General features: G+C 71.8%; 14 protein-coding genes and 1 pseudogene. 7 read left to right on the top strand and 8 right to left on the bottom strand.

The annotated features are described in order from the left end of the window. Window positions 1-159 precede the first annotated feature (159 nt). The 3 genes from ACF1GV_RS08340 to ACF1GV_RS08330 all read left to right on the top strand — a co-directional run bounded on the left by ACF1GV_RS08340 (window position 160) and on the right by ACF1GV_RS08330 (window position 4,267). Window positions 160-2,244, top strand: coding sequence for a phage holin family protein (locus ACF1GV_RS08340; RefSeq protein WP_391679173.1), 2,085 nt, complete (start codon window positions 160-162; stop codon window positions 2,242-2,244). 125 nt (window positions 2,245-2,369) lie between these two features. Next, on the top strand, window positions 2,370-3,746 hold the full coding sequence (locus tag ACF1GV_RS08335) for an amino acid permease (RefSeq protein WP_391679171.1): 1,377 nt from the start codon (window positions 2,370-2,372) through the stop codon (window positions 3,744-3,746). Between the two features lie 95 nt (window positions 3,747-3,841). Then, window positions 3,842-4,267 carry an OsmC family protein gene (locus ACF1GV_RS08330; RefSeq protein WP_363261900.1) on the top strand — a complete coding sequence of 142 codons (426 nt, stop codon included), beginning with the start codon at window positions 3,842-3,844 and terminating at the stop codon, window positions 4,265-4,267. 152 nt (window positions 4,268-4,419) lie between these two features. Here ACF1GV_RS08330 and ACF1GV_RS08325 read toward each other — a convergent pair. From ACF1GV_RS08325 to ACF1GV_RS08305, 5 genes and pseudogenes are all read right to left on the bottom strand, one after another. Further along, window positions 4,420-4,600, bottom strand: a pseudogene (locus tag ACF1GV_RS08325) (respiratory nitrate reductase subunit gamma); the annotation flags it as partial. Continuing rightward, window positions 4,597-5,091 (bottom strand): nitrate reductase molybdenum cofactor assembly chaperone, encoded by a 495-nt coding sequence (narJ, locus tag ACF1GV_RS08320; protein ID WP_391679169.1) that lies wholly within the window; start codon window positions 5,089-5,091, stop codon window positions 4,597-4,599. The pseudogene ACF1GV_RS08325 and the gene narJ, both read right to left, overlap by 4 nt. Before the next feature lie 309 nt (window positions 5,092-5,400). Next, entirely contained in the window at window positions 5,401-6,216 is an 816-nt protein-coding gene (locus tag ACF1GV_RS08315) for an SAM-dependent methyltransferase (RefSeq protein WP_391679167.1), read from the bottom strand. Window positions 6,217-6,229: 13 nt separating this feature from the next. Then, window positions 6,230-7,096, bottom strand: a complete 867-nt coding sequence (locus ACF1GV_RS08310) for a helix-turn-helix domain-containing protein (RefSeq protein ID WP_391679166.1) — start codon at window positions 7,094-7,096, stop codon at window positions 6,230-6,232. Between the two features lie 96 nt (window positions 7,097-7,192). Then, entirely contained in the window at window positions 7,193-8,023 is an 831-nt protein-coding gene (locus tag ACF1GV_RS08305) for a helix-turn-helix domain-containing protein (protein WP_391679164.1), read from the bottom strand. Window positions 8,024-8,179: 156 nt separating this feature from the next. On the opposite strand from ACF1GV_RS08305, the gene ACF1GV_RS08300 reads away from it, so the two are divergent. The 3 genes from ACF1GV_RS08300 (at window position 8,180) to ACF1GV_RS08290 (ending at window position 11,227) form a co-directional block, all read left to right on the top strand. Then, on the top strand, window positions 8,180-8,485 hold the full coding sequence (locus ACF1GV_RS08300; protein WP_363261896.1) for a 4a-hydroxytetrahydrobiopterin dehydratase: 306 nt from the start codon (window positions 8,180-8,182) through the stop codon (window positions 8,483-8,485). Window positions 8,486-8,518: 33 nt separating this feature from the next. Continuing rightward, on the top strand, window positions 8,519-9,262 hold the full coding sequence (locus ACF1GV_RS08295) for a class I SAM-dependent methyltransferase (protein ID WP_391679161.1): 744 nt from the start codon (window positions 8,519-8,521) through the stop codon (window positions 9,260-9,262). Between the two features lie 72 nt (window positions 9,263-9,334). Then, on the top strand, window positions 9,335-11,227 hold the full coding sequence (locus tag ACF1GV_RS08290) for a rhamnogalacturonan lyase (protein WP_391679159.1): 1,893 nt from the start codon (window positions 9,335-9,337) through the stop codon (window positions 11,225-11,227). Between the two features lie 150 nt (window positions 11,228-11,377). Here ACF1GV_RS08290 and ACF1GV_RS08285 read toward each other — a convergent pair whose 3' ends face one another. The 3 genes from ACF1GV_RS08285 to ACF1GV_RS08275 form a co-directional block, all read right to left on the bottom strand. Further along, window positions 11,378-11,620 (bottom strand): hypothetical protein, encoded by a 243-nt coding sequence (locus tag ACF1GV_RS08285; RefSeq protein ID WP_391679158.1) that lies wholly within the window; start codon window positions 11,618-11,620, stop codon window positions 11,378-11,380. Between the two features lie 151 nt (window positions 11,621-11,771). After that, window positions 11,772-14,405 carry a cellulose binding domain-containing protein gene (locus ACF1GV_RS08280; protein ID WP_391679156.1) on the bottom strand — a complete coding sequence of 878 codons (2,634 nt, stop codon included), beginning with the start codon at window positions 14,403-14,405 and terminating at the stop codon, window positions 11,772-11,774. Window positions 14,406-14,500: 95 nt separating this feature from the next. Further along, window positions 14,501-17,422, bottom strand: a complete 2,922-nt coding sequence (locus ACF1GV_RS08275; protein ID WP_391679154.1) for a glycoside hydrolase family 48 protein — start codon at window positions 17,420-17,422, stop codon at window positions 14,501-14,503. A 269-nt stretch (window positions 17,423-17,691) separates the two neighbouring features. On the opposite strand from ACF1GV_RS08275, the gene ACF1GV_RS08270 reads away from it, so the two are divergent. Further along, a complete protein-coding gene (locus ACF1GV_RS08270; RefSeq protein WP_391679152.1) occupies window positions 17,692-19,179 on the top strand; it encodes a cellulase family glycosylhydrolase in 1,488 nt (495 codons plus the stop codon). The last annotated feature ends 22 nt before the right edge of the window (window positions 19,180-19,201 follow it).

Below are 19,201 nucleotides of genomic sequence, written 5' to 3'. Positions count from 1 at the left end.
TCTCGGCAGGGTTGGTTGCCGCAGGCGTCCACCTGCCGGCGCCCACCACACCCCCACCCGGACAAACCGGTATGACAGGGTGTACGGGATGGACCCGCGCCGGGTGCGGGTCGGGGAAGAGAGGCGTGGGGCTTGTCGGGCGGTGGGCGTTGGGCCGCAGTGGCCGGACAGGTGGGGCGCAGCGTCGTCGTGTGGGCCGCGTCCACCGTGACCATGCTCGCGCTCGCCGGGCTGCTGCCCGACTTCCAGTTGCAGTCCGCCGACGGTGACAGCGCGACCCGTATCGCCGTGACCGCCGCGCTCGGTGCCGGGGCGTTCGGTCTGCTGTCGGCTCTGGTGTGGCCGCTGCTCGTGCGGCTGCTGCTGCTCGTGCCGGCCCTGCTGCTCGGGCTGCTGGTGTTCTTCCTCAACGGGTCGCTGCTGTGGCTCGCCCTGCGGATCAACCCCTCCGGCGACAGCGCCGCCGCTCCCGAGACCGCCGTCATCGTCGCCGCCGTGATGTCCGCCGTGGCCTCCGCGACCGGCGCCGCCCTCGCGGTGCGCGACGACGACGCCTACCGGCGCCGGCTGCTCCGGCTCGCCACGCGTCGGCGCCGGCACGGGCCGCCCTGCCCGGCCGGGCCCGGCACCGTCTTCCTCCAGCTGGACGGCGTCGGCCACGACGTGCTCCGGGGCGCCGTCGCCAAGGGGCTGATGCCGACCGTCGCCCGCTGGCTCGGAGAGCCCACCCACCGGCTCACTCCCTGGCGCACCGACTGGTCCAGCCAGACCGGCGCCAGCCAGCTCGGCATCCTGCACGGCTCCAACCACGACGTGCCCGCCTTCCGCTGGTACGAGAAGGACACGGGGGAGGTCATGGTGTGCAACCGGCCCTCCTCCGCCGCCGAGCTCCAGCGCCGCGCCGTCGCCCGCACCCACGACGGGGGGCTGCTCACCGCGGACGGCGCCAGCCGCGGCAACCTCTTCAGCGGCGGGGCCGACGAGAACGCCCTGGTGCTGTCCGTCTCCGCCCGCATCGGCCGCGCCAACCGCTCCCGCGCCGGGTACTTCGCCTATTTCTCCGACCCCGCCAACGCCGTCCGCACCGCCCTCTCCTTCGTCGCCGAGGCCGGCCGGGAGATCGGTCAGTCCGTGCGGGCCCGGCTGCGCAAGCAGCGGCCGCGGGTGAGCCGCGGCGGCCTCTACCCCTTCGTGCGCGCCTTCGCCACCGTCGTCGAACGCGACGTCGTCGTCGCCGCCGTCATGGGCGACCTGCTCGCAGGCCGCACCACCGTCTACGCCGACCTCGTCGCCTACGACGAGGTCGCCCACCACTCCGGCCCGGCGAGCCGGGATGCCGAGAAGGTGCTGCAGCGGCTCGACCGGTCGCTGGCGCTGATCGAGAAGGCCGCCGAGCACGCCCCTCGGCCGTACCGGATCGTCGTGCTGTCCGATCACGGGCAGAGTCCGGGGGAGACCTTCCGCTCCCGGTACGGGCTCACCCTCGGTGACCTGGTGCGGGCCGGGTGCGGGCTGCCCGTGCCGCGCCGCGCCCGGCGGACACGCAGTGGGGCCGAGGCCCGCAACGCCGTGCGCGCCGCGCTGCGCCGGCCCGTGGAGGAGGGCGGTGAGCAGCACCGGCCCTCCGGGCGGCGTTCCGAGCCCATCGTGCTCGCCTCCGGCAACCTCGGCCTGGTCTCCTTCCCGGACGTCCCCCACCGTATGACCCGCGAGGAGATCGACGCCCGCCACCCCGCGCTGCTGGCCACCCTCGCCAACCATCCCGGCGTCGGGTTCCTGCTCGTGCGCAGTGCGGAGCATGGTGGGGTGGTGCTCGGTGCGCGGGGGGCCGAGATACCCGTCGGGGAGCTGACGGACGGCCGCGGGCCGCTCGCCGCCTTCGGGCCCGGCGCCGCCGACGCGGTGCGCCGCACCCAGTCCTTCCCCCACGCCGCCGACATCATGGTCAACTCCTTCCACGACCCCGCCGACGGCGAGGTGCTCGCCTTCGAGGAGCAGATCGGCTCCCACGGCGGCCTCGGCGGCGCCCAGAACCGGCCCTTCCTGCTCTCGCCCCTGGTGCTGTCCGCGCCCGTGGCCGACGGGGCGGATCTCGTCGGCGCCGAACACGTCCACCGGGTGCTGCGGCGCTGGCTGCGCGAGGCGCACGGCCCCCAGGTGCCGGTGGACGATTCCCGGTACGAAGCCCTCGAGGGCGCACCTTTTACGGCGCCCGACCCGGCCGTACAGGACAAAAGCGCGTGATTTGGAGCGCCTCCAACCCGTGACCGACCATGGGCGGTCGTCCGGCGACCCCGGGCACCCGCCCCGCGGCTCAGCGGGGAGCCCGGCGATCCCGGGCATCAGCACGACGAGAGGCGCACCACCCCATGCACGACACCGGATCCGTCCAGGCTCCGGCCCCCGAGGCGACCGCAACCCGGTCCGCTTCGGCACCCGAGAAGCACGCCCGGCGCTTCGGGCTCCCCGTCGCCACCGCCCTCGTCATGGGCAACATCATCGGCGGCGGCATCTTCCTCCTCCCGGCCTCCGTGGCCCCCTTCGGCACCGTCAGCCTGCTCGCCTTCGGCGTCCTGACGCTCGGCGCGATCGCGCTGGCCCTGGTCTTCGGCCGGCTCGCCGAGCGCGACCCGCGCACCGGCGGCCCCTACGTCTACGCCCGCGAGGCCTTCGGCGACTTCGCCGGTTTCCTCGCCGCGTGGGCGTACTGGATCACCACCTGGGTCTCCAACGCGGCCCTCGCCGTAGCCGCCGTCGGCTACCTCGACGTGCTGATCCCGGTGAACGACCACAAGTGGAGCGCGTGCCTGGCCGCACTGGTCATCCAGTGGCTGCCCGCCCTGTCCAACTTCGCCGGCAGCCGCTACGTCGGAGCCGTCCAGCTGATCTCCACCGTGCTGAAGTTCGCCCCGCTGCTGCTCGTGGCGGTCGGCGGCCTGTTCCACTTCGACGCGCACAACCTCGGGCCCTTCCAGGAGGGCGGCGGCAGCACGCTCGGCGCGATCTCCGCCTCCGCCGCGATCCTGCTCTTCTCCTACCTGGGCGTGGAGTCCGCAGCGGTCAGCGCCGGCGAGGTCCGCGACCCGCGCCGCAACGTCGGCCGCGCCACCGTGATCGGCACCACCGGCGCCGCCCTGGTCTACCTGCTCGGCACCCTCGCCGTGTTCGGCACGGTCGCCCACGACAAGCTGGTGCACTCCACCGCCCCGTTCTCCGACGCCGTGAACGCCATGTTCGGCGGCTCCTGGGGCGGCTGGGCCGTCGCGCTCGCCGCACTGGTGTCGATGACCGGCTGCCTCAACGGCTGGACCCTGCTGAGCGCCCAGACGCCCTACGCGGCCGCCCGCGACGGGCTGTTCCCGGCCGCGTTCACCCGCAAGCGGCGCGGTGTGCCGACCGTCGGTGTCGGCGTCACCGTCGTCCTCGCCTCCCTGCTGACGATCTACAACTACACGGCCGGCTCGGCGCGGGTCTTCGAGGTCCTCGTCCTGGTCACCACCTTCACCGCGACCGTCCCGTACCTGCTGACCACCGCCGCGCAGATCCACCACCTCGCCCGGGGCGCGCAGGTCGACCGGGTGCGCCTGGTGCGCGACGCGGTCCTCGCCGCGCTCGCCTTCGGCTTCTCCCTGTGGCTCGTCGCGGGTGCCGGTTACGCCGCCGTCTACCAGGGCGTGCTGTTCCTGTTCGCGGGCGTCCCCGTGTACGCGTGGCTCGCGGCGCGGCGGCAGCGCGGCGGGGCGTGAGAGGCCGGTCCTGTGCGTGCGGAGTGCTGAAATGTGATCGGATGGAGGCTTAGGGAACCCCGCTTGGGCGGGACCACACGTGAAAGGAAGCAAACGTGGCCACCACGCGTTCCGCACACACCGTCTGGGAAGGCAACCTGCTCGAGGGCAACGGTGTCGTCACCTTCGACTCCTCCGGCATCGGTCAGCAGCCGGTGTCGTGGCCGTCGCGCGCCGAGCAGGCGAACGGCAAGACCAGCCCGGAGGAGCTGATCGCCGCCGCCCACTCCAGCTGCTTCTCCATGGCTCTGTCGCACGCTCTGGCCGGGGCCGGCAACGCGCCCACCAAGCTCGTCACCTCGGCCGACGTCACCTTCCAGCCCGGTGAGGGGATCACCGGCATCCACCTCACCGTCGAGGGCACCGTCCCCGGCATCGACAACGACGCCTTCGTCGCCGCCGCGCAGGACGCCAAGGCCAACTGCCCGGTCAGCCAGGCCCTGAAGGCCGTACCGATGACGCTGGACGCCAAGCTCGCCTGAGTCCGCGCCCGCACCCGGTACACCACGCGGACCGTCCCCCGACTTCCGGGGGACGGTCCGCGCCGGCTTTTCCGCCCCGCTCGACGAGCGGCCCGACCGCACGCCGCCGGGTCATTTCGCGGCTGTCCTCGGGCTGGCCAGGTGTCCGGCCCGAGGACGAACAGGATGCCGTAGTGGAAGGCCGGCGAGGCGATGTTCAGCAGCCGCGACTCGTACACCTGCGAGGAGCGGGTGGTCCGGCCGGAACCTGTCGTGGCGGTGGCGTCAGAGCAGGCCGGCCAGCAGCAGGACGAACGCGATGCAGGGCAGGGCGCCCCGGAGCAGGGTGGTCATCGGCGGACCTCGGTGCGGGAGGGCGGCAGTGCGGCGCACACGGCGTCCAGGACGGCCGCGTACGGGGTGCCGAAGGCGGTCAGCCGGGTCCGGAGCTGCTCCAGAGCGTCGCGGTACTCGGTCAGCAGGCCGGTGTCACCGGTGCGGGCGGTGAACTCCAGCACCGCGGGCAGGAAGTCAGGCAGCTCCTCGTCGGTGAACTCCAGACCGTGCGCGCGGTACTGCTCCTTGAAGCGGACCAGCGACATCCAGCGGCGCCGCGTGTCGCCGTCGTGCCACCAGCTGAGGTACAGGCTGTGCCGGTTCTTCGGGTCGAAGACCTGCACGTAGTGCGCGGCCAGCTCCCGCGGTTCGGTGACGGCCGCGTGGTCGGTGAACGCGCGCAGCTGCGGGGCCGCCTCGCGCAGCAGCGGCAGCCGGGCGAACAGGTCGTCGTCGGGATAGGTCAGGCAGAGCGCGGCCGCCTGGTACAGCACGGCGTCCGAGGGCATCAGGGTGCCTCCTTCGGGTCGGCCACCTCGGCTTCGTCGTCCGCGGTCTGCCTACGGCGCAGCAGGTGCTCGGTGTTCAGCGTGAACGCCGTGTACCGCCGGCCGGAAGAACCGGCCGGCGCGCAGCAGGGCCGCGCCCGGCTCGGTGGGCGGTATCCGCGTGTCGGTCACAGGCCCTTTCTCGCTCACCGTCAGGCTCGACGCTAGGGGCGGGCGGCAAGAGGCACCTGTTCAGCGCATCCGTACGGGTCAGCGGGACCGGTACGGCGAGCAGGGGCCCGCGGGAGGCAGGCGGCGCGGGCGCATCCGTCAGGGCTTGCGGGCGACCCCCGCGTACACCGGGACGATGCCCTCCGCCTGGGCGGCCACGTCCACCGGCTCCGGGCGCCAGCCGGTCACCGGGATCACCCCCGGGCCCAGCAGCTCCAGCCCGTCGAAGAATCGGGAGAACTCGGCGAGCGGGCGCGGGAAGAACGGGGTGCCGCTGCGCCGGAAGTTCTCGGCGGCCTTCTCGATCGCCTCCGGGTTCAGGTCCGGGGTGACCTGGGACAGGATCAGATGGCTGCCCGGGGGGAGCGCGTCGACGTACCGCTTGACCAGGCCGTGGACGTCGTCCCCGGCGGGGTCCGCGCTCAGGTAGTGGGTGAGGGCGACCAGCGACAGCGCGACCGGCCGGTCCAGGTCCAGCGACTCGGCGGCCCGGGCGAGCAGGGTGTCCACGTCGCGGACGTCGGCGTGCACATAGTCCGTGGAGCCCTCCGCCGTGCCGCGCAGCAGCGCCTCGGCGTGCCGCAGCACGATCGGGTCATTGTCCGCGTACACCACCTTCGCCTCCGGAGCCACGCCCTGCGCGACCTGGTGCAGGTTGGGCTCGGTCGGGATGCCGGTGCCGATGTCCAGGAACTGGCGGACGCCCGCCTCGGCCACCGCGCGCACGGCCCGGTGCATGAACCGGCGATTGGCGCGGGCGCCGCGCACCACGGTGCCGTCGACGGCGAGGATCCGGCGGGCCAGTTCCTCGTCCACCGGGTAGTTGTCCTTGCCGCCCAGCCACCAGTCGTACACCCGGGCCGGGTGCGGGCGGCTGGTGTCGATGCGGGACGCCGCGGTGTCGGATCCGGTCATGCTCGGGGCTCTCCTAGCTCAGTCGGTCACGGTGGTGCGTGAGGATCTTCTTCGTGCGCTCGGCCGACGCGGCGTGCGTCGTCAGATGGTCGAGCACCTCCAGATGCACCGACACCTCCGAGCGGGAGTCCAGGTACAGCGCGCCGCTGAGGTACTCGGAGACCACCATGTCGGGCAGCTCCGGCTCCGCGAAGCGGAACAGGGAGAACGGCGCGTACGCCCCCGGGTGCGGGCCGGAGGCGAACTCGGCGACCTGCAGCGTGACCTTGTCGCGCTCGCCGAACTCCAGCAGCTTCTCCCATTGCTCCCGCATGACCGCCGGGTCGTGGCCGACCGGGCGCAGCAGCACCGTCTCGTCCATGACCACCCACAGACGGGGGGCGTCCGGGCTCTCCAGCAGCCGCTGCCGCTCCATGCGCAGCGTCACATGCCGCTCCGTGGCCTGAGGGCTGCGCCGCCCGATCGTGCCGGACTCCAGCACGGCACGCGCGTAGCCCTCCGTCTGCAGCAGGCCCGGCACGAAGTGCGGCTCGTAGGAGCGCATCAGCCGCGCCGCACCCTCCAGGCTGACGAACAGGCTGAACCAGTCCGGCAGCACATCGTGGAAGCGCTGCCACCAGCCGGGCCGGTTGGCCTCCTCGGCCAGCGCCACGAACTCGGTGACCTCCGTCGCACCGACGCCGTACGTCTGCAGCAGCACCTGCACATACGGGATCTTCAGCGCGACCTCGGCCGTCTCCATCCGCCGCACGGTCGCCGGGGCCACCCGCAGCACTTGCGCGGCCTCCTCGCGTTCGAGACCGGCCGCCTCCCGCAGCTCCTGCAACCGCCTGCCGAGCACCACCTGGCCCACCGTGGGCGCGGGCCGCCGCTCACTCACCCCACGCCTCCCCTACGCGCCGAAGCAGCCGAAGCACACCGGCCAGTCTGTCACGCGCGAGACGCCGACGGGCCGCCAGGTGCGGGGTTTTGCCGGTCAGGTCCCCAGCGAGTGCAGGTACTTCACGGTCGCCGGGTCGGCCGGCAGGAACGTCTCGATGGCCAGCTCGGCGACCGTGACGTCCATCGGCGTGTTGAAGGTGGAGATCGACGAGATGAACGACAGCACCCGGCCCTCGTGCTCGAAGCGCAACGGCAGCGCGAAATACGGGTAGGGCTCCTCGGGTTCGCTGTCCGGCGCCTCTCGCGGCACCGGGTAGGCCGCCACCTCCTCGTACAGCGCGCGCAGTTCCTCGGAGCGCTGCAGGGCGATCTGCCGCTGCATCTGCTCCAGCAGATGCCCGCGCCACTCCCGCAGGTTCCGGATGCGCGGCGCCATGCCCTCGGGGTGCAGCGTCAACCGCATCGCGTTCAGCGGGGGTTGCAGCAGCCACTCCGGCACGCCCTCCAAGAACATCGCGACACCCCGGTTCGCCGCCCGCACCCGGTACAGCCCGTCCAGCACCAGCGCCGGGTACGGCTCGTAGCCGCGGATCAGCCGCTCCATGCCGTCCCACAGCGCGTCCAGCGCCGGATCGTCCAGCGCGGTCTCCGGGTAGCGGGGCGCGTAACCGGCCGCCAGCAGCAGCGCGTTGCGCTCGCGCACCGGCACCTCCAAGTGCTCCGCCAGCCGCAGCACCATCTCCTCGCTCGGCTTGGAGCGGCCGGTCTCGACGAAGGAGATGTGCCGGGCGGAGGAGTCTGCGCGCAGCGCCAGCTCCAGCTGACTGATCCGCCGCCGTACCCGCCAGGCCCGCAGCAGCGGGCCGATGCCCTGGCCGGCGGGGGCGCTGGGGGAGACGGTGGTGCCGGAGGCGACAGGGGTCATGGGGACGACGGTAGCCGAGGTCCGCCGGGGCGGGGCGCTCGGGGACGCACTCGGCTGCGCGGTGGAGTTCGCCGGACGCACCGCGTCGACCGGCGCTCGCCGCGCCGCGTTGTGGCAGGCTGGACGCGTACGCGACACAGCTGAAGGGAGCGAGGCATGGCCGTCGAACCGCTGTCGCAGAAGGAGATCGAGGACCGGCTGGCGGAGCTGCCCGGCTGGTCCCTCGACGGGGACCGCCTCGCCCGCTCCTACCGGCTGGCCTCCCACTTCGCGGCGACCGCGATGGTCATCCACATCGCCCAGGTGCAGGACGAGCTGAACCACCACTCCGACCTGACCCTCGGCTACAACACCGTCTCCCTCACGGTGAGCACACACAGCGCCGGCGGCGCGGTCACCGCGCTCGACTTCGAGCTGGCGCGCCGCGTCCAGGACCTGGCCGCAGGCCACGGGGCCGACTGACCGGCACACACGCGGACGAGGGGGGAGCGGGTGGTGCTGGACTACGACAAGGAAGCGGAGCGCTACGACGCCCTGCGCGGCGGCGAACCCCGGGCGGCCGCGGCGGCGGACGCCGTGCTGAGTCTCGTACCGCCGACCGCGCGCCGGATGCTCGACGTCGCCTGCGGCACCGGCATCGTCACACGCCGGCTGTCCGCCGCCCGCCCGGACCTCGCCGTCATCGGCGCCGACCTGGCGCACACCATGACCCGGCACGCGGCCGCCCGTCTGCCGGGTGCCGTCATACGCGCCGACACGCGGCGCCTGCCCTTCGCGCGCGCCGCGTTCGACGCGGTCGCCGGCGTATGGCTGCTGCACCTGCTGGACACACCCGAGGACGTGCGCGCCGTCGTCGCCGAGTGCGCCCGGGTCCTCGCACCCGGCGGCGTGTACGTCACCACGGTCGACAAGGCCGCCGCGCACAACGTGGGCAGCGACATCGACGCCGTCCTCGCCTCCCGGCCGCCCAGCGAGGCCCGCGACGCCTCCGACCAGGTCGAGAAGTACGCCGTCGAGCACGGTCTGGTCCCGGCAGGCCGGGCCCGGTTCACCGGACGCGGTCAGGGCCGTAGTCCGCGGCGTACGATCGCCGACCTGCGTCGCGGCTGGTTCGTCACGCTGCCGCCCGGACGGCCGCTCACCGAGCGCTACGCGGCCCGGCTGGCCGAGCTGCCGGACCAGGACCGGCCCCGCCCTGACCCGGAGTTCACGCTGCGCGCGTTCCGCAAGCCGGCGTAGACCCGGCAACCTTCCCTTCGCCGGCGGCGACCAGCGGGTGCCACCTGTCCGCTCCCCCCGTAGGAGGGCCGTATGGGCCACCCGCACCCGCACTCGCGCACCCGGCACCGCAGACGCCGTACCGCCGCCGTCCTGGCCGCGCTGACCGCCACGGCCGCGCTCTCCGGCGCCGCCCTCACCTCGGTCGCCTCGGGCGAGGCCCGGGCCGCCACCGCGCGGCAGGTCGAGAAGCTGGACCGCGGTGTGGTCAGCGTCCACACCGCCGGCGGCAACCTGGTCAGCTGGCGCTGGCTGGGCACCGACCCGGACGGCGTGGCGTTCAACGTCTACCGCGGCGCCACCAAGCTCACCGCGTCACCGGTCACGGCCACGAACTGGTTCCACTCCGGTGCCGAATCCTCCGCCGACTACGTCGTCCGGCCCGTCGTGAACGGCGCCGAGACCGGCGAGGCCGTGCACGCGATCCAGTTCCGCACCGGCTACAAGGACGTGCCGCTCTCCCCGCCGCCGGGCGGCACCACCCCCGACAAAGTGGCCTACACCTACGAGGCCAACGACGCCTCCGTCGGCGACCTCGACGGCGACGGCGTCCTCGACTTCGTCCTCAAGTGGCAGCCCACCGACGCCAAGGACAACTCGCAGTCCGGCTACACCGGCACCACGATCGTCGACGCGGTGAAGCTGGACGGCACCCGCCTGTGGCGCGTCGACCTGGGCCGCAACATCCGCTCCGGCGCGCATTACACGCAGTTCCAGGTGTACGACTACGACGGCGACGGACGCGCCGAGGTCGCCATGAAGACCGCCGACGGCACGAAGGACGGCACCGGCACGGTCGTCGGCGACCCCGCGGCCGACTACCGCAATCCTTCCGGCCATGTGCTGTCCGGCCCCGAGTATCTGACCATGTTCGACGGCCGGACGGGCCGGGCCCTGCAGTCCGTGGACTATGTGCCCGCCCGCGGCACGGTGTCCTCCTGGGGCGACTCCTACGGCAACCGCGTCGACCGCTTCCTGGCCGGCACCGCCTATCTCGACGGCTCCCGGCCCTCCCTGATCACGGCGCGCGGCTACTACACCCGCACCGTCATCACCGCCTGGGACTGGCGGGGCGGTGCCTTCACCCGCCGCTGGACCTTCGACACCGCCTCCTCAACCAACAGCGGCAAGGGCTACGACGGGCAGGGCAACCACCAGCTGTCCGTGGCGGACGTCGACGGCGACGGCCGCGACGAGATCGTCTACGGCTCGATGGCGGTCGACGACAACGGCGCCGGCCTGTGGACCACGAGGAACGGCCATGGCGACGCGATGCACGTCGGCGACCTCGACCCGTCCCGGCCGGGCCTGGAGGAGTTCAAGGTCGACGAGGACGGCTCGAAGCCCTCGTCCTGGATGGCGGACGCCCGCACCGGCCAGATCCTGTGGTCCACCCCGCCCAACGGTGACAACGGCCGCGGCGTCTCCGACGACATCTGGGCCGGCAGCGCGGGCGCCGAGTCCTGGTCGTCCGCCGAGAGCGGGCTCCGCGATCCCCGGGGCGCGGTGGTGGCGAGCCGCAAACCGGGTTCCGCCAACTTCCTGTCCTGGTGGGACGGCGACCCGGTCCGCGAACTCCTCGACGGCACCCACGTCGACAAGTACGGCACCTCCGCCGACACCCGCCTGCTGACCGGCGCGTCGGTGCGCGCGAACAACGGCACGAAGGCCACGCCGTCCCTGTCCGGGGACATCCTCGGCGACTGGCGCGAGGAGGTCGTCTGGCCGACCGCCGACAACACGGCCCTGCGGATCTACTCCACCCCTTACCCGACGGCCACCCGCATCACCACCCTGCTGCACGACACCCAGTACCGCACGGGCCTGGCGTGGCAGAACACCGCGTACAACCAGCCGCCGCACCCGAGCTTCTTCCTCGGCAACGGCATGCCGACGCCGCCGCGGCCGGCCGTCTACGCGCCGTGAGAGGGCCCGCGCACCAAGGGGCCACCGAGGAATCCGCAACTCGAAGGCCGACGCGCCGAGGTGCCTGAGCGCATTCTCAGCCGGAGCCCAGAAGCCCCCGACCGCCGGGTGACGCCGGTCGGGGGCTTCTTGTTCGAACCGCCTCCCGCGCTACGCCGCTTCTTCGAGTGCGGCCTTCTCCGGGTTGCGGATCACAGATCGAACCCACGCCGGCGTCAGGCCCAGTCGCGCCGCCAGCACCTCCACCGGCACACCGCGCTGGTGCGCCCGCCGCAGCGCCTCGTTCCGCCGCAACCGGACCCGCCGCGTGGCCTCCCGTCCTGCCAACCGCTCGAAAAGCACCGCCAGCGCCACCGACAGCCGGCCTGCCGTGTCGTTCCACCAACGCCGCAAAGATTTCTCCCGTCGTCGTGAAGCAACTACACCTACGCACCAAGGTCGGGGGAGTCGAGCGCGTCCACAAGAGCGCGCGGCGGGGCGCACGAGTCCGGAGAAGCGTGGCATCTCCCGGCGACGAGTCCGGCCGCCTGCGCGCCCCCCTCGCTCACCTCAAGCCGCAGCTCAGGCCGCCCAGTTGGAACACCGTCGGTGCCGTGTTCCGCCCCGACCAGCTGCCCGTGAAGCCGAAGCTCACGGACGAGCCTGCCGCGACCGTTCCGTTCCAGGCGGTGTTCTTCGCGGTCACGGACGCGCCGGACTGGGTGTGGTCGGCGTTCCACAGCTGGGTGATCTGCTGGCCGTCGTCGAAGGCCCAGCCGAGCGACCAGCCGTTCCAGGTGGTCGTCCCGCTGTTGGTCAGCTGTACGTCGGCCTGGAAGCCGCCCGACCACTGGTTGGTGATCCGGTACGTCACCGCGCACCCGCCCGCGGGAGCCGGATCCGTACCGCCCCCGGTGCCGGAGACGTCGCCGTAGACGATGCCCCGGCCGTTGGTGGAGACGTACACCCGGCCGTACACCCGCGGATCGCCCGTGATGGCCGCGCCCGTCCAGCCCCACTGGTGGGCGTCGTCGTTGATCCGCGTCCAGCTCGCGCCCTTGTCCGTGGAGCGGAAGATGCCGCGCACCCCGCCGATCTTCGCGCTGGTGTAGAGGGTCTGGTACGACGCTCCCGGCGCCGCCTTGCCGAAGCCGACGGTGTCGGCCTGTTCCACACCGCTCAGCTTCGTGAAGGTCGCGCCGCCGTCGGTGGAGTGCCACAGTCCGTACGCGCCGTCGCTCGCCCCACCGGCCAGCCAGATGTCGCCCTTGGTGCCGGGCAGCGCCTTGAAGCGCACGCTGTCACCGCTGGGCAGGCCCGTCGCGGGGGACGCGGTGAAGGTCGCTCCGCCATCGGAACTGACGTAGAAGCGGCCGGACTTGAAGCCGTAGAAGCTCTTCGGATCGACCCGGTCGGACTCGACGACCGCGCCCGCCGGGAGGCCGGCCGACGCCGACCACGACGTGCCGAAGCCCGTCGAGTGCTGCACGCCGGTGCCCTGCGGGCTCCACACGAACCGGCTGCCGTCCGCCGCGGCGGCCACCGTGCCGCCGCCGCTCACCCCCGACGGGTCGGTGCCGCCGGACCAGGTGGCCCCGTTGTCCGTGGAGAAGGCGATGTGCGGACCGGAGTCGAGGTCGCCGACCCGCACCACCGTGTCGGGGTTCGTCTCGGCGAAGTCGAGGCTGGTGGTGGTCGTGAAGTTCGGCGCGGTGTACATCATCGACGGCACCTTCGTCAGGTCCGTGTGCCGGAACCCGCCGATGTCACCGAGGGCGCTGAACAGCTGGGCGCCGCCGGACGGGGGAGCGGCGAGGTCGTTGACCGCGGTCTCCTCCAGGCCCTGCACCATGGGCCGGAGGGCGAACTTCGTCCCGCTGTCCCACTTCGTCAGGTCCTCGGTGCCGTAGATCGTCGCTCCGGTGCCGTACATCATGCGGTCGGAGTCGAACGGGTCGATCTCCAGCGCCTCGGTCATCCAGCCGAGCTTGGGGCTCTGCTCGGGCGGGGAGGGGTTCGCGCCCCAGGTCAGCCAGGGGGCGGAGGACACGTCCATGGTGTAGCGGTTCTCGCGGTCCGGGTACGACGTGTAGTCCCACGCCGTGGTCCAGTGCGCGCCGCTGTCCGTCGAGCGGAAGATCTGTGTGTCCGGCCACCAGGAGCTGTACGCGGTCGCCATCACCGTTCCCGGGTGCTGCCGGTCCACGGTGAGCCCGCTGAAGCCGTAGAAGGTGTCGGCCTCGGCGACGGGGCTGATGTCGGTCCAGGTGCCGGTCGCGGTCGCGTACCGCCACAGCTGTCCCTTGCCGCCGTCGTACGGGCCGCCCTTGTCGCTGTAGGCGAGGTAGAGGTAGCCGTCGACCGCGTCCAGGACGCCCTTGTGCGCCAGGTGACCGGTGGGCTGCCCGGCCAGCCGCTGCCAGGTCGCGCCCGCGTCCGCCGACCGGTACACCGCGTTGTCCTTGTCGGCCACGCCCACGTAGATCGTCTTCGTGGCGTTGCCGGCGGTGCCGGTCGACTCGTCGAAGGTGACCCAGACGATGCCCTGGTTGTCGCTCGTGTATCCCGAGGTGTCGCCCGGGTCCTGCTGGTAGTTACCGGCGTTGGGGAAGTTCGTCACCTGCGACCAGGTGACGCCCGAGTCCGTGGAGCGCCACAGGCCCTTGCCGCCGGGCGCGCCGAGGTAGAGCACACTGTTGCGGTGCGGGTCGATCGCGAGGCGCTCGCCCATGCCGCGGCCCGGCATGTTGCCGCCGAGCTTGTACGGCAGGTCGGTCTTCTTCCAGGTCGCGCCCCGGTCGGCGGAGCGCAGCACGGCCCCGTTGCCGGGGTCCCAGCCGTTGGTGTACGTGCCGACCGCGGCGTACACCTTGTCCGGGTCGACGGAGTCGGAGGCGAGGCTGACGACGCCGGTGTGGCCCCAGTCGTCCCAGCCGACCGAGTCCAGCAGCGGTGTCCACGTCTTCGTCGACTGCTGCCAGCGGTAGGCACCGCCGATGTCGGTACGGGCGTAGGCGAGGTTCTTCTCCGAGCGGTTGAAGACGATGCCGGGCACGAAGCCGCCGCCGTCCACGCGGACGTTCTTCCAGGTGTAGGCGGCCTCCGCCGTCGGCGCGTCGGCGGCGAGCGCGGGCGGGGCCCCGGCCAGCAGCCCGGCGGCCAGCGCCACTACGGCCGTCCAGATACGGGTTCTTCGCACGGTGGGGTCCTTCCTCGTCGGTGAAGGAGGGCGTGAGAGAACCGGGCGGCCCCAGGGAGGTCGGGGCCGCCCGGCGTGTACGCGGAGAGCGGGGACTATTCGAGGAGCTCCGCGTACGAACCCATGGCGAGTGCGATGTCCGCCTGGGCCCAGAACCGGTGGTACGTGAACACGGGCGCCGCGCCGCCCTTCAGATAGGCCTCGACCTTCGACCAGGCCGGGTCGTTCTTGTAGAAGGACCGCAGGGAGGCGAACGTCGACGCGGAGTCGATCCTGTCGCCGTTCGGCATCGTGCCGCTCCAGCCGCTCGGCACGTACACGCTGTCGTCGAACCGGCTGTAGTCGGCGCGGGTCTCCGGAACGGCCACACCGAGCGCGTCCCGGTAGTTCGTCCACATGCCGTCGAGCAGCGCCTTCGCCGTCGCCTTCGCCTGTGTGTCACCGGACTTGGCGGCGTAGTACGTCAGGGTCTTGGCGTAGGCGGCGGCCACACCGACGTCGTCGGTGTAGTCGGTGACGGTGACGTGCAGTCCCGTGTTGGCGCCGGGACTCGACGCGTTCCAGGTGTCCGGCTGCCCGGTCCACTGGAGCGTGGAGGGGATGAGGTACGTGCCGTCCGGGTTGACCGTGGTCTTGGACAGCGCCCACTTCACCCATTTGTCGAGGACCGTCTTCGCGGCCGTGCTGCCCGTCTGCTGGTAGTACTCGGCGACGCGCTCCATCGACCACGCCTGGAACCCGAACCACTGGTTGGACGGCGGGTCGTGGTAGACGGGCGCCGGGTCGTAGTACATGCCGTAGAAGGTCGGCGTGCCGGCCGGCGGGGTGGCGTACCGGCCCGCCCAGCTGTTGGTCGCGCCGCCCGCGATACCGCCCTCCGAGGACTGCAGCCAGCGGTAGAACTCCAGCTGCCGGTCGAGGGACTTGGCCCAGTCGCCCGCGCCCGTGGCCGACTTGGGCTTCAGGTCGGCGTAGGAGCTGAGCGCGTACGCGGCGAGCGGGTTCTGGTAGCCGCCGTGCACATGGCTGGAGCCGATGCGCCAGGCCCAGCCGGCCGAGGTGTCGGTGGCGCCGCCCCACGCGTAGTACCAGGACAGCAGGTAGTGCGAGGCGTCCTTGCCGCTGCCGGCCGGGCAGGCGGACGGACCGACGCAGTTGCCGATCTTCTTGAAGTACTTGTCGTACATCGCGTAGCGCAGGTAGTCGCCCATCTTGGCGGCCTTGGCGACCGTGCCGGACACCGCCGTGCCCTTGCCCTGCTGCTTGGCCCACACGTCCGCCCAGTAGGCGGCCTGCACCGCACGCGCGTCGGCGTCCGGGGCGTCGGTGTACTTCCACTGCTTGGCGTAGGAGGAGTCGCCGGTGAACAGGTCCAGGTAGCCGTTCTTGCCGCCGTACTTGAAGGCGTCGCAGGTGGGCTGCGGGACGGTCTCCCACACGGACTCCTGCGGGCCGCGCTGGAAGGTGTTGATGTACGACGGGCCGGTGGCCGCCGGTCCGGCCTCGCACGTGCCGGGCTCGTTGCCGTAGCCGTAGACGTTGTCGACGTCCTGGATCCAGTGCATGCCGTACACGTCGTCCGTGCCGTAGGCGCTCTTCAGCTCCCCGGCGATCGGGTCCGAGCCCACCGGCACCGAGGTGTCCAGCTTCGCCGGGTACTCGTCGGGGGTGTCGTACTCGGGCGCGTAGGTGGCCGGCTTGGACGCGTTGTAGAAGGAGTTGGTCGGCTGGTCGGCGTGGGTGGGGATCATGTACTTCTCCATGAGGTCCCACGCGCCGTTGAACTTCGACCAGTCGCCCGTCACCTTGCCGTACATCGCCTGGAGCCACAGCAGGTAGCTGTACGCCTCGGACGTCGTCTCGTGGCCCTGGTCGGGGGCTTCCACGATCAGCGTCTCGACCGAGTGGTAGGGGATGCCCTCGGGCGAGAAGTAGCCGTTCGCCGGGTTGGTGATCTTCCCGTACAGGTCCAGGAAGCGGGCGTCGTACTCCTTGGCCGCGGCGATCTGCGTGACCGTCACCGACGCCTTCGCCAGCCCGGGGGCGGTGGACTCGAAGGTCGCCGCGCCGGTCCCGGAGGCGTCCGCGGTGACCGTCACCTTCTGCGGCGTGGACCAGTTGGCCGGGGTGAAGGTGAGCGAGGCGCCGCCGGAGACGCTCAGGCCGCTGTTGCCGCTCGCCCGCGCGGTGGTGACCGTGACGTTCGAGCTGGGCTGCGTCGACAGCTTCAGTTCGTAGGAGGCCGTCTTGCCCTGCTGCACCGCCAGCTGCTGGGTGGAGGCGACCACGGAGGGTCCCGCGGCGACCGTGATGCCGACGGGCGTGGAGGACGCCGACGCGCCCAGGCTGTCGTACGCCTTCGCCACCAGGGAATGACTGCCCACGGTCAAGCCGGAGGCGGAGAGCGTGTACGGCGCGGTCGTGTCCGTGCCCAGCAGCGTGGTGTCGTCGTAGAACTCCACCTTGCCGATGGATGCGTTGTCCGCCGCGGCCGCGGTCGCCGCGAGGGGGACGGCGTCCCCTTGCGTGTAGACAGCGCCCGCCGCCGGGCTGGTCAGCACGGCGACCGGTGGCTGGTGCGCGCCGGTGCAGGGTGTGCCGTTGACCGCGAACGACGTCGGCGCGGTGTTGGTGCCGCTGTAGGTGAACTGCGCGCCGGTGCTGGTCCCCGCGCCGGCGGCGATCATGCCGTTGTACGAGGCGTTCTTGACGGTGACCGTCTGGCCGGACTGGCTCCAGGTGCCGTTCCAGCCGTTCGTCAGCTTCTGGTTGCCGGAGTAGCTGTACGTCAGGGTCCAGCCGTCGAGGGCCTCGGTGCCACGGTTGGTGAGCGTCAGGTCCGCGGTGAAGCCGGAGCCCCAGTCGTTGGTCTTGTAGTCGACGCTGCACTGGAGTGCGGCAGCGTGCGCGGTCGTCGCGCCGCTCGCCAGCATCGACAAGGGCAGTGCCAAGGCCGCGGCGGCGGCGGTCCACAGTCGCCGTACGGCTCTGCGTCCGCGTCGGGGTGGGGGATGCATGGTGCTGGTTCCTCCTTGCGGCTCGGGGTGTACGGGCTCGGGAGAAGTCAAGGCTTGAACCAGTGGGAGCGCTCCCATAGTGGGGATGGGCTGACGGAGGGTCAAGAGACTTGAAGAGTCGAAAAAGTTCGACGGCCCGCCTTTCGAAAAGTCCCGTGACCCCTCTGGTCTTCTCCGTCACTTCCCGCTACCTTCCATCGCACCAGTGGGAGCGGTTCCACCAGTCGGCGCGTGTGCCAGCACGTGCCCGAACTGCAAGGAGTCGCTCGATGAGACACCCCCCGCGTTCAGCACTTTTAGCCGTCGGCGGCGCGATCGCCCTGCTCACCACCGCGCTCGTGCCGGTCGTCACGGCACAGGCCGCCGCGCCCGCGTGCACGGTGGAGTACTCCGTCACCGGCCAGTGGGACACCGGCTTCCAGGGCGCCGTGAAGATCACCAACAACACGGCCGCGCTGAGCAGTTGGCGGCTCACCTTCGACTTCCCCGGTACCCAGAAGGTCACCCAGGGCTGGAACGCCGAGTGGTCCCAGTCCGGCACGACCGTCACCGCGGCCAACAAGAGCTGGAACGGTTCGCTCGCCACCGGCGCGAGCGTCAGCGCCGGCTTCCTCGGCTGGTTCTCCGGCACCAACGCCGTACCGGCCGGCTTCAAGCTCAACGGCACCGCCTGCAACGTCGACACGGAACCCACCCCGGGCCCGACCGACCCGGGCCCCACCGACCCGCCGCCCTCCGGGGGCGGCGCACCCGCCCTGCACGTCCAGGGCAACAAGCTCGTCGACGCCGACGGCAGGGCGCGCCGGCTGCTCGGCGTGAACCGCTCCGGCGGCGAGTTCATGTGCGTCCAGGGCTACGGCATCTGGGACGGCCCGGTCGACGACGCCGCGATCAAGGCGATCGCCGACTGGAAGGCCGACGCCGTGCGCATCCCCCTCAACGAGGAGTGCTGGCTCGGCCTGGCCAACGTCAAGCCGGAGTACGCGGGCGCCAACTACATCAGCGCCGTCAAGGAGCTGGTGGGCCGGGTCAAGGCGCACGGCATGACGCCGATCGTCGAACTGCACTGGACGTACGGGCAGTACACCGGCAACTCGGCGGGCTGCTCCGACGTGCACGCCACCTGCCAGAAGCCGATGCCGGACGCGCAGTACTCACCGTCGTTCTGGTCGTCGGTCGCGAGCACCTTCAAGGACGACCCGGCCGTCGTCCTCGACCTGTTCAACGAGCCCTACCCGGACCGTGCCACGTCCACCATCGCCCAGGCCTGGCAGTGCTGGCGGGACGGCGGCACCTGCCCGGGGATCGGCTACCAGGTCGCCGGCATGCAGGACCTGGTCGACGCGGTGCGCGCCACCGGCGCCAAGAACGTGATCATGCTGGGCGGCCTGGCCTACTCCAACGACCTGAGCCAGTGGCTGACGTACAAACCCGCCGACCCGGCGGGCAATCTGGCCGCCGCGTACCACGTGTACAACTTCAACACCTGCTCCAGTGAGAGCTGCTGGGACTCCACACTCGCCCCGGTCGCCGCCCAAGTCCCCCTGATCGGCGGGGAGATCGGCGAGAACACCTGCGCCCACTCCTTCGTCGACCGGGTCATGAAGTGGTTCGACGACCGCGGCCTGTCCTACCTCGGCTGGACCTGGAACACCTGGGACTGCTCTTCGGGTCCCTCGCTCATCTCCGCCTACGACGGCACCCCCACCGCTTACGGCACCGGGCTGCGTGACCATCTGCGCGCCCTCAACCCGTAACACCCGCTACCGACAAGGAAAC

Source organism: Streptomyces sp. NPDC014006 (genome assembly GCF_043088925.1).
Classification (GTDB): Bacteria; Actinomycetota; Actinomycetes; order Streptomycetales; family Streptomycetaceae; genus Streptomyces.
Note: the sequence above shows the minus strand (reverse complement) of the source record. Positions and strands in the feature narration are given on the sequence as shown.

What these genes read in the sequence shown, in the direction of transcription:
- ACF1GV_RS08335 (WP_391679171.1), top strand. Translation starts at nt 2,370, where the DNA reads ATGCACGACACCGGATCCGTCCAGGCTCCGGCCCCCGAGGCGACCGCA.
- narJ (WP_391679169.1), bottom strand. Translation starts at nt 5,091, where the DNA reads ATGCCCTCGGACGCCGTGCTGTACCAGGCGGCCGCGCTCTGCCTGACC.
- ACF1GV_RS08315 (WP_391679167.1), bottom strand. Translation starts at nt 6,216, where the DNA reads ATGACCGGATCCGACACCGCGGCGTCCCGCATCGACACCAGCCGCCCG.
- ACF1GV_RS08305 (WP_391679164.1), bottom strand. Translation starts at nt 8,023, where the DNA reads ATGACCCCTGTCGCCTCCGGCACCACCGTCTCCCCCAGCGCCCCCGCC.
- ACF1GV_RS08300 (WP_363261896.1), top strand. Translation starts at nt 8,180, where the DNA reads ATGGCCGTCGAACCGCTGTCGCAGAAGGAGATCGAGGACCGGCTGGCG.
- ACF1GV_RS08290 (WP_391679159.1), top strand. Translation starts at nt 9,335, where the DNA reads ATGGGCCACCCGCACCCGCACTCGCGCACCCGGCACCGCAGACGCCGT.
- ACF1GV_RS08275 (WP_391679154.1), bottom strand. Translation starts at nt 17,422, where the DNA reads ATGCATCCCCCACCCCGACGCGGACGCAGAGCCGTACGGCGACTGTGG.
- ACF1GV_RS08270 (WP_391679152.1), top strand. Translation starts at nt 17,692, where the DNA reads ATGAGACACCCCCCGCGTTCAGCACTTTTAGCCGTCGGCGGCGCGATC.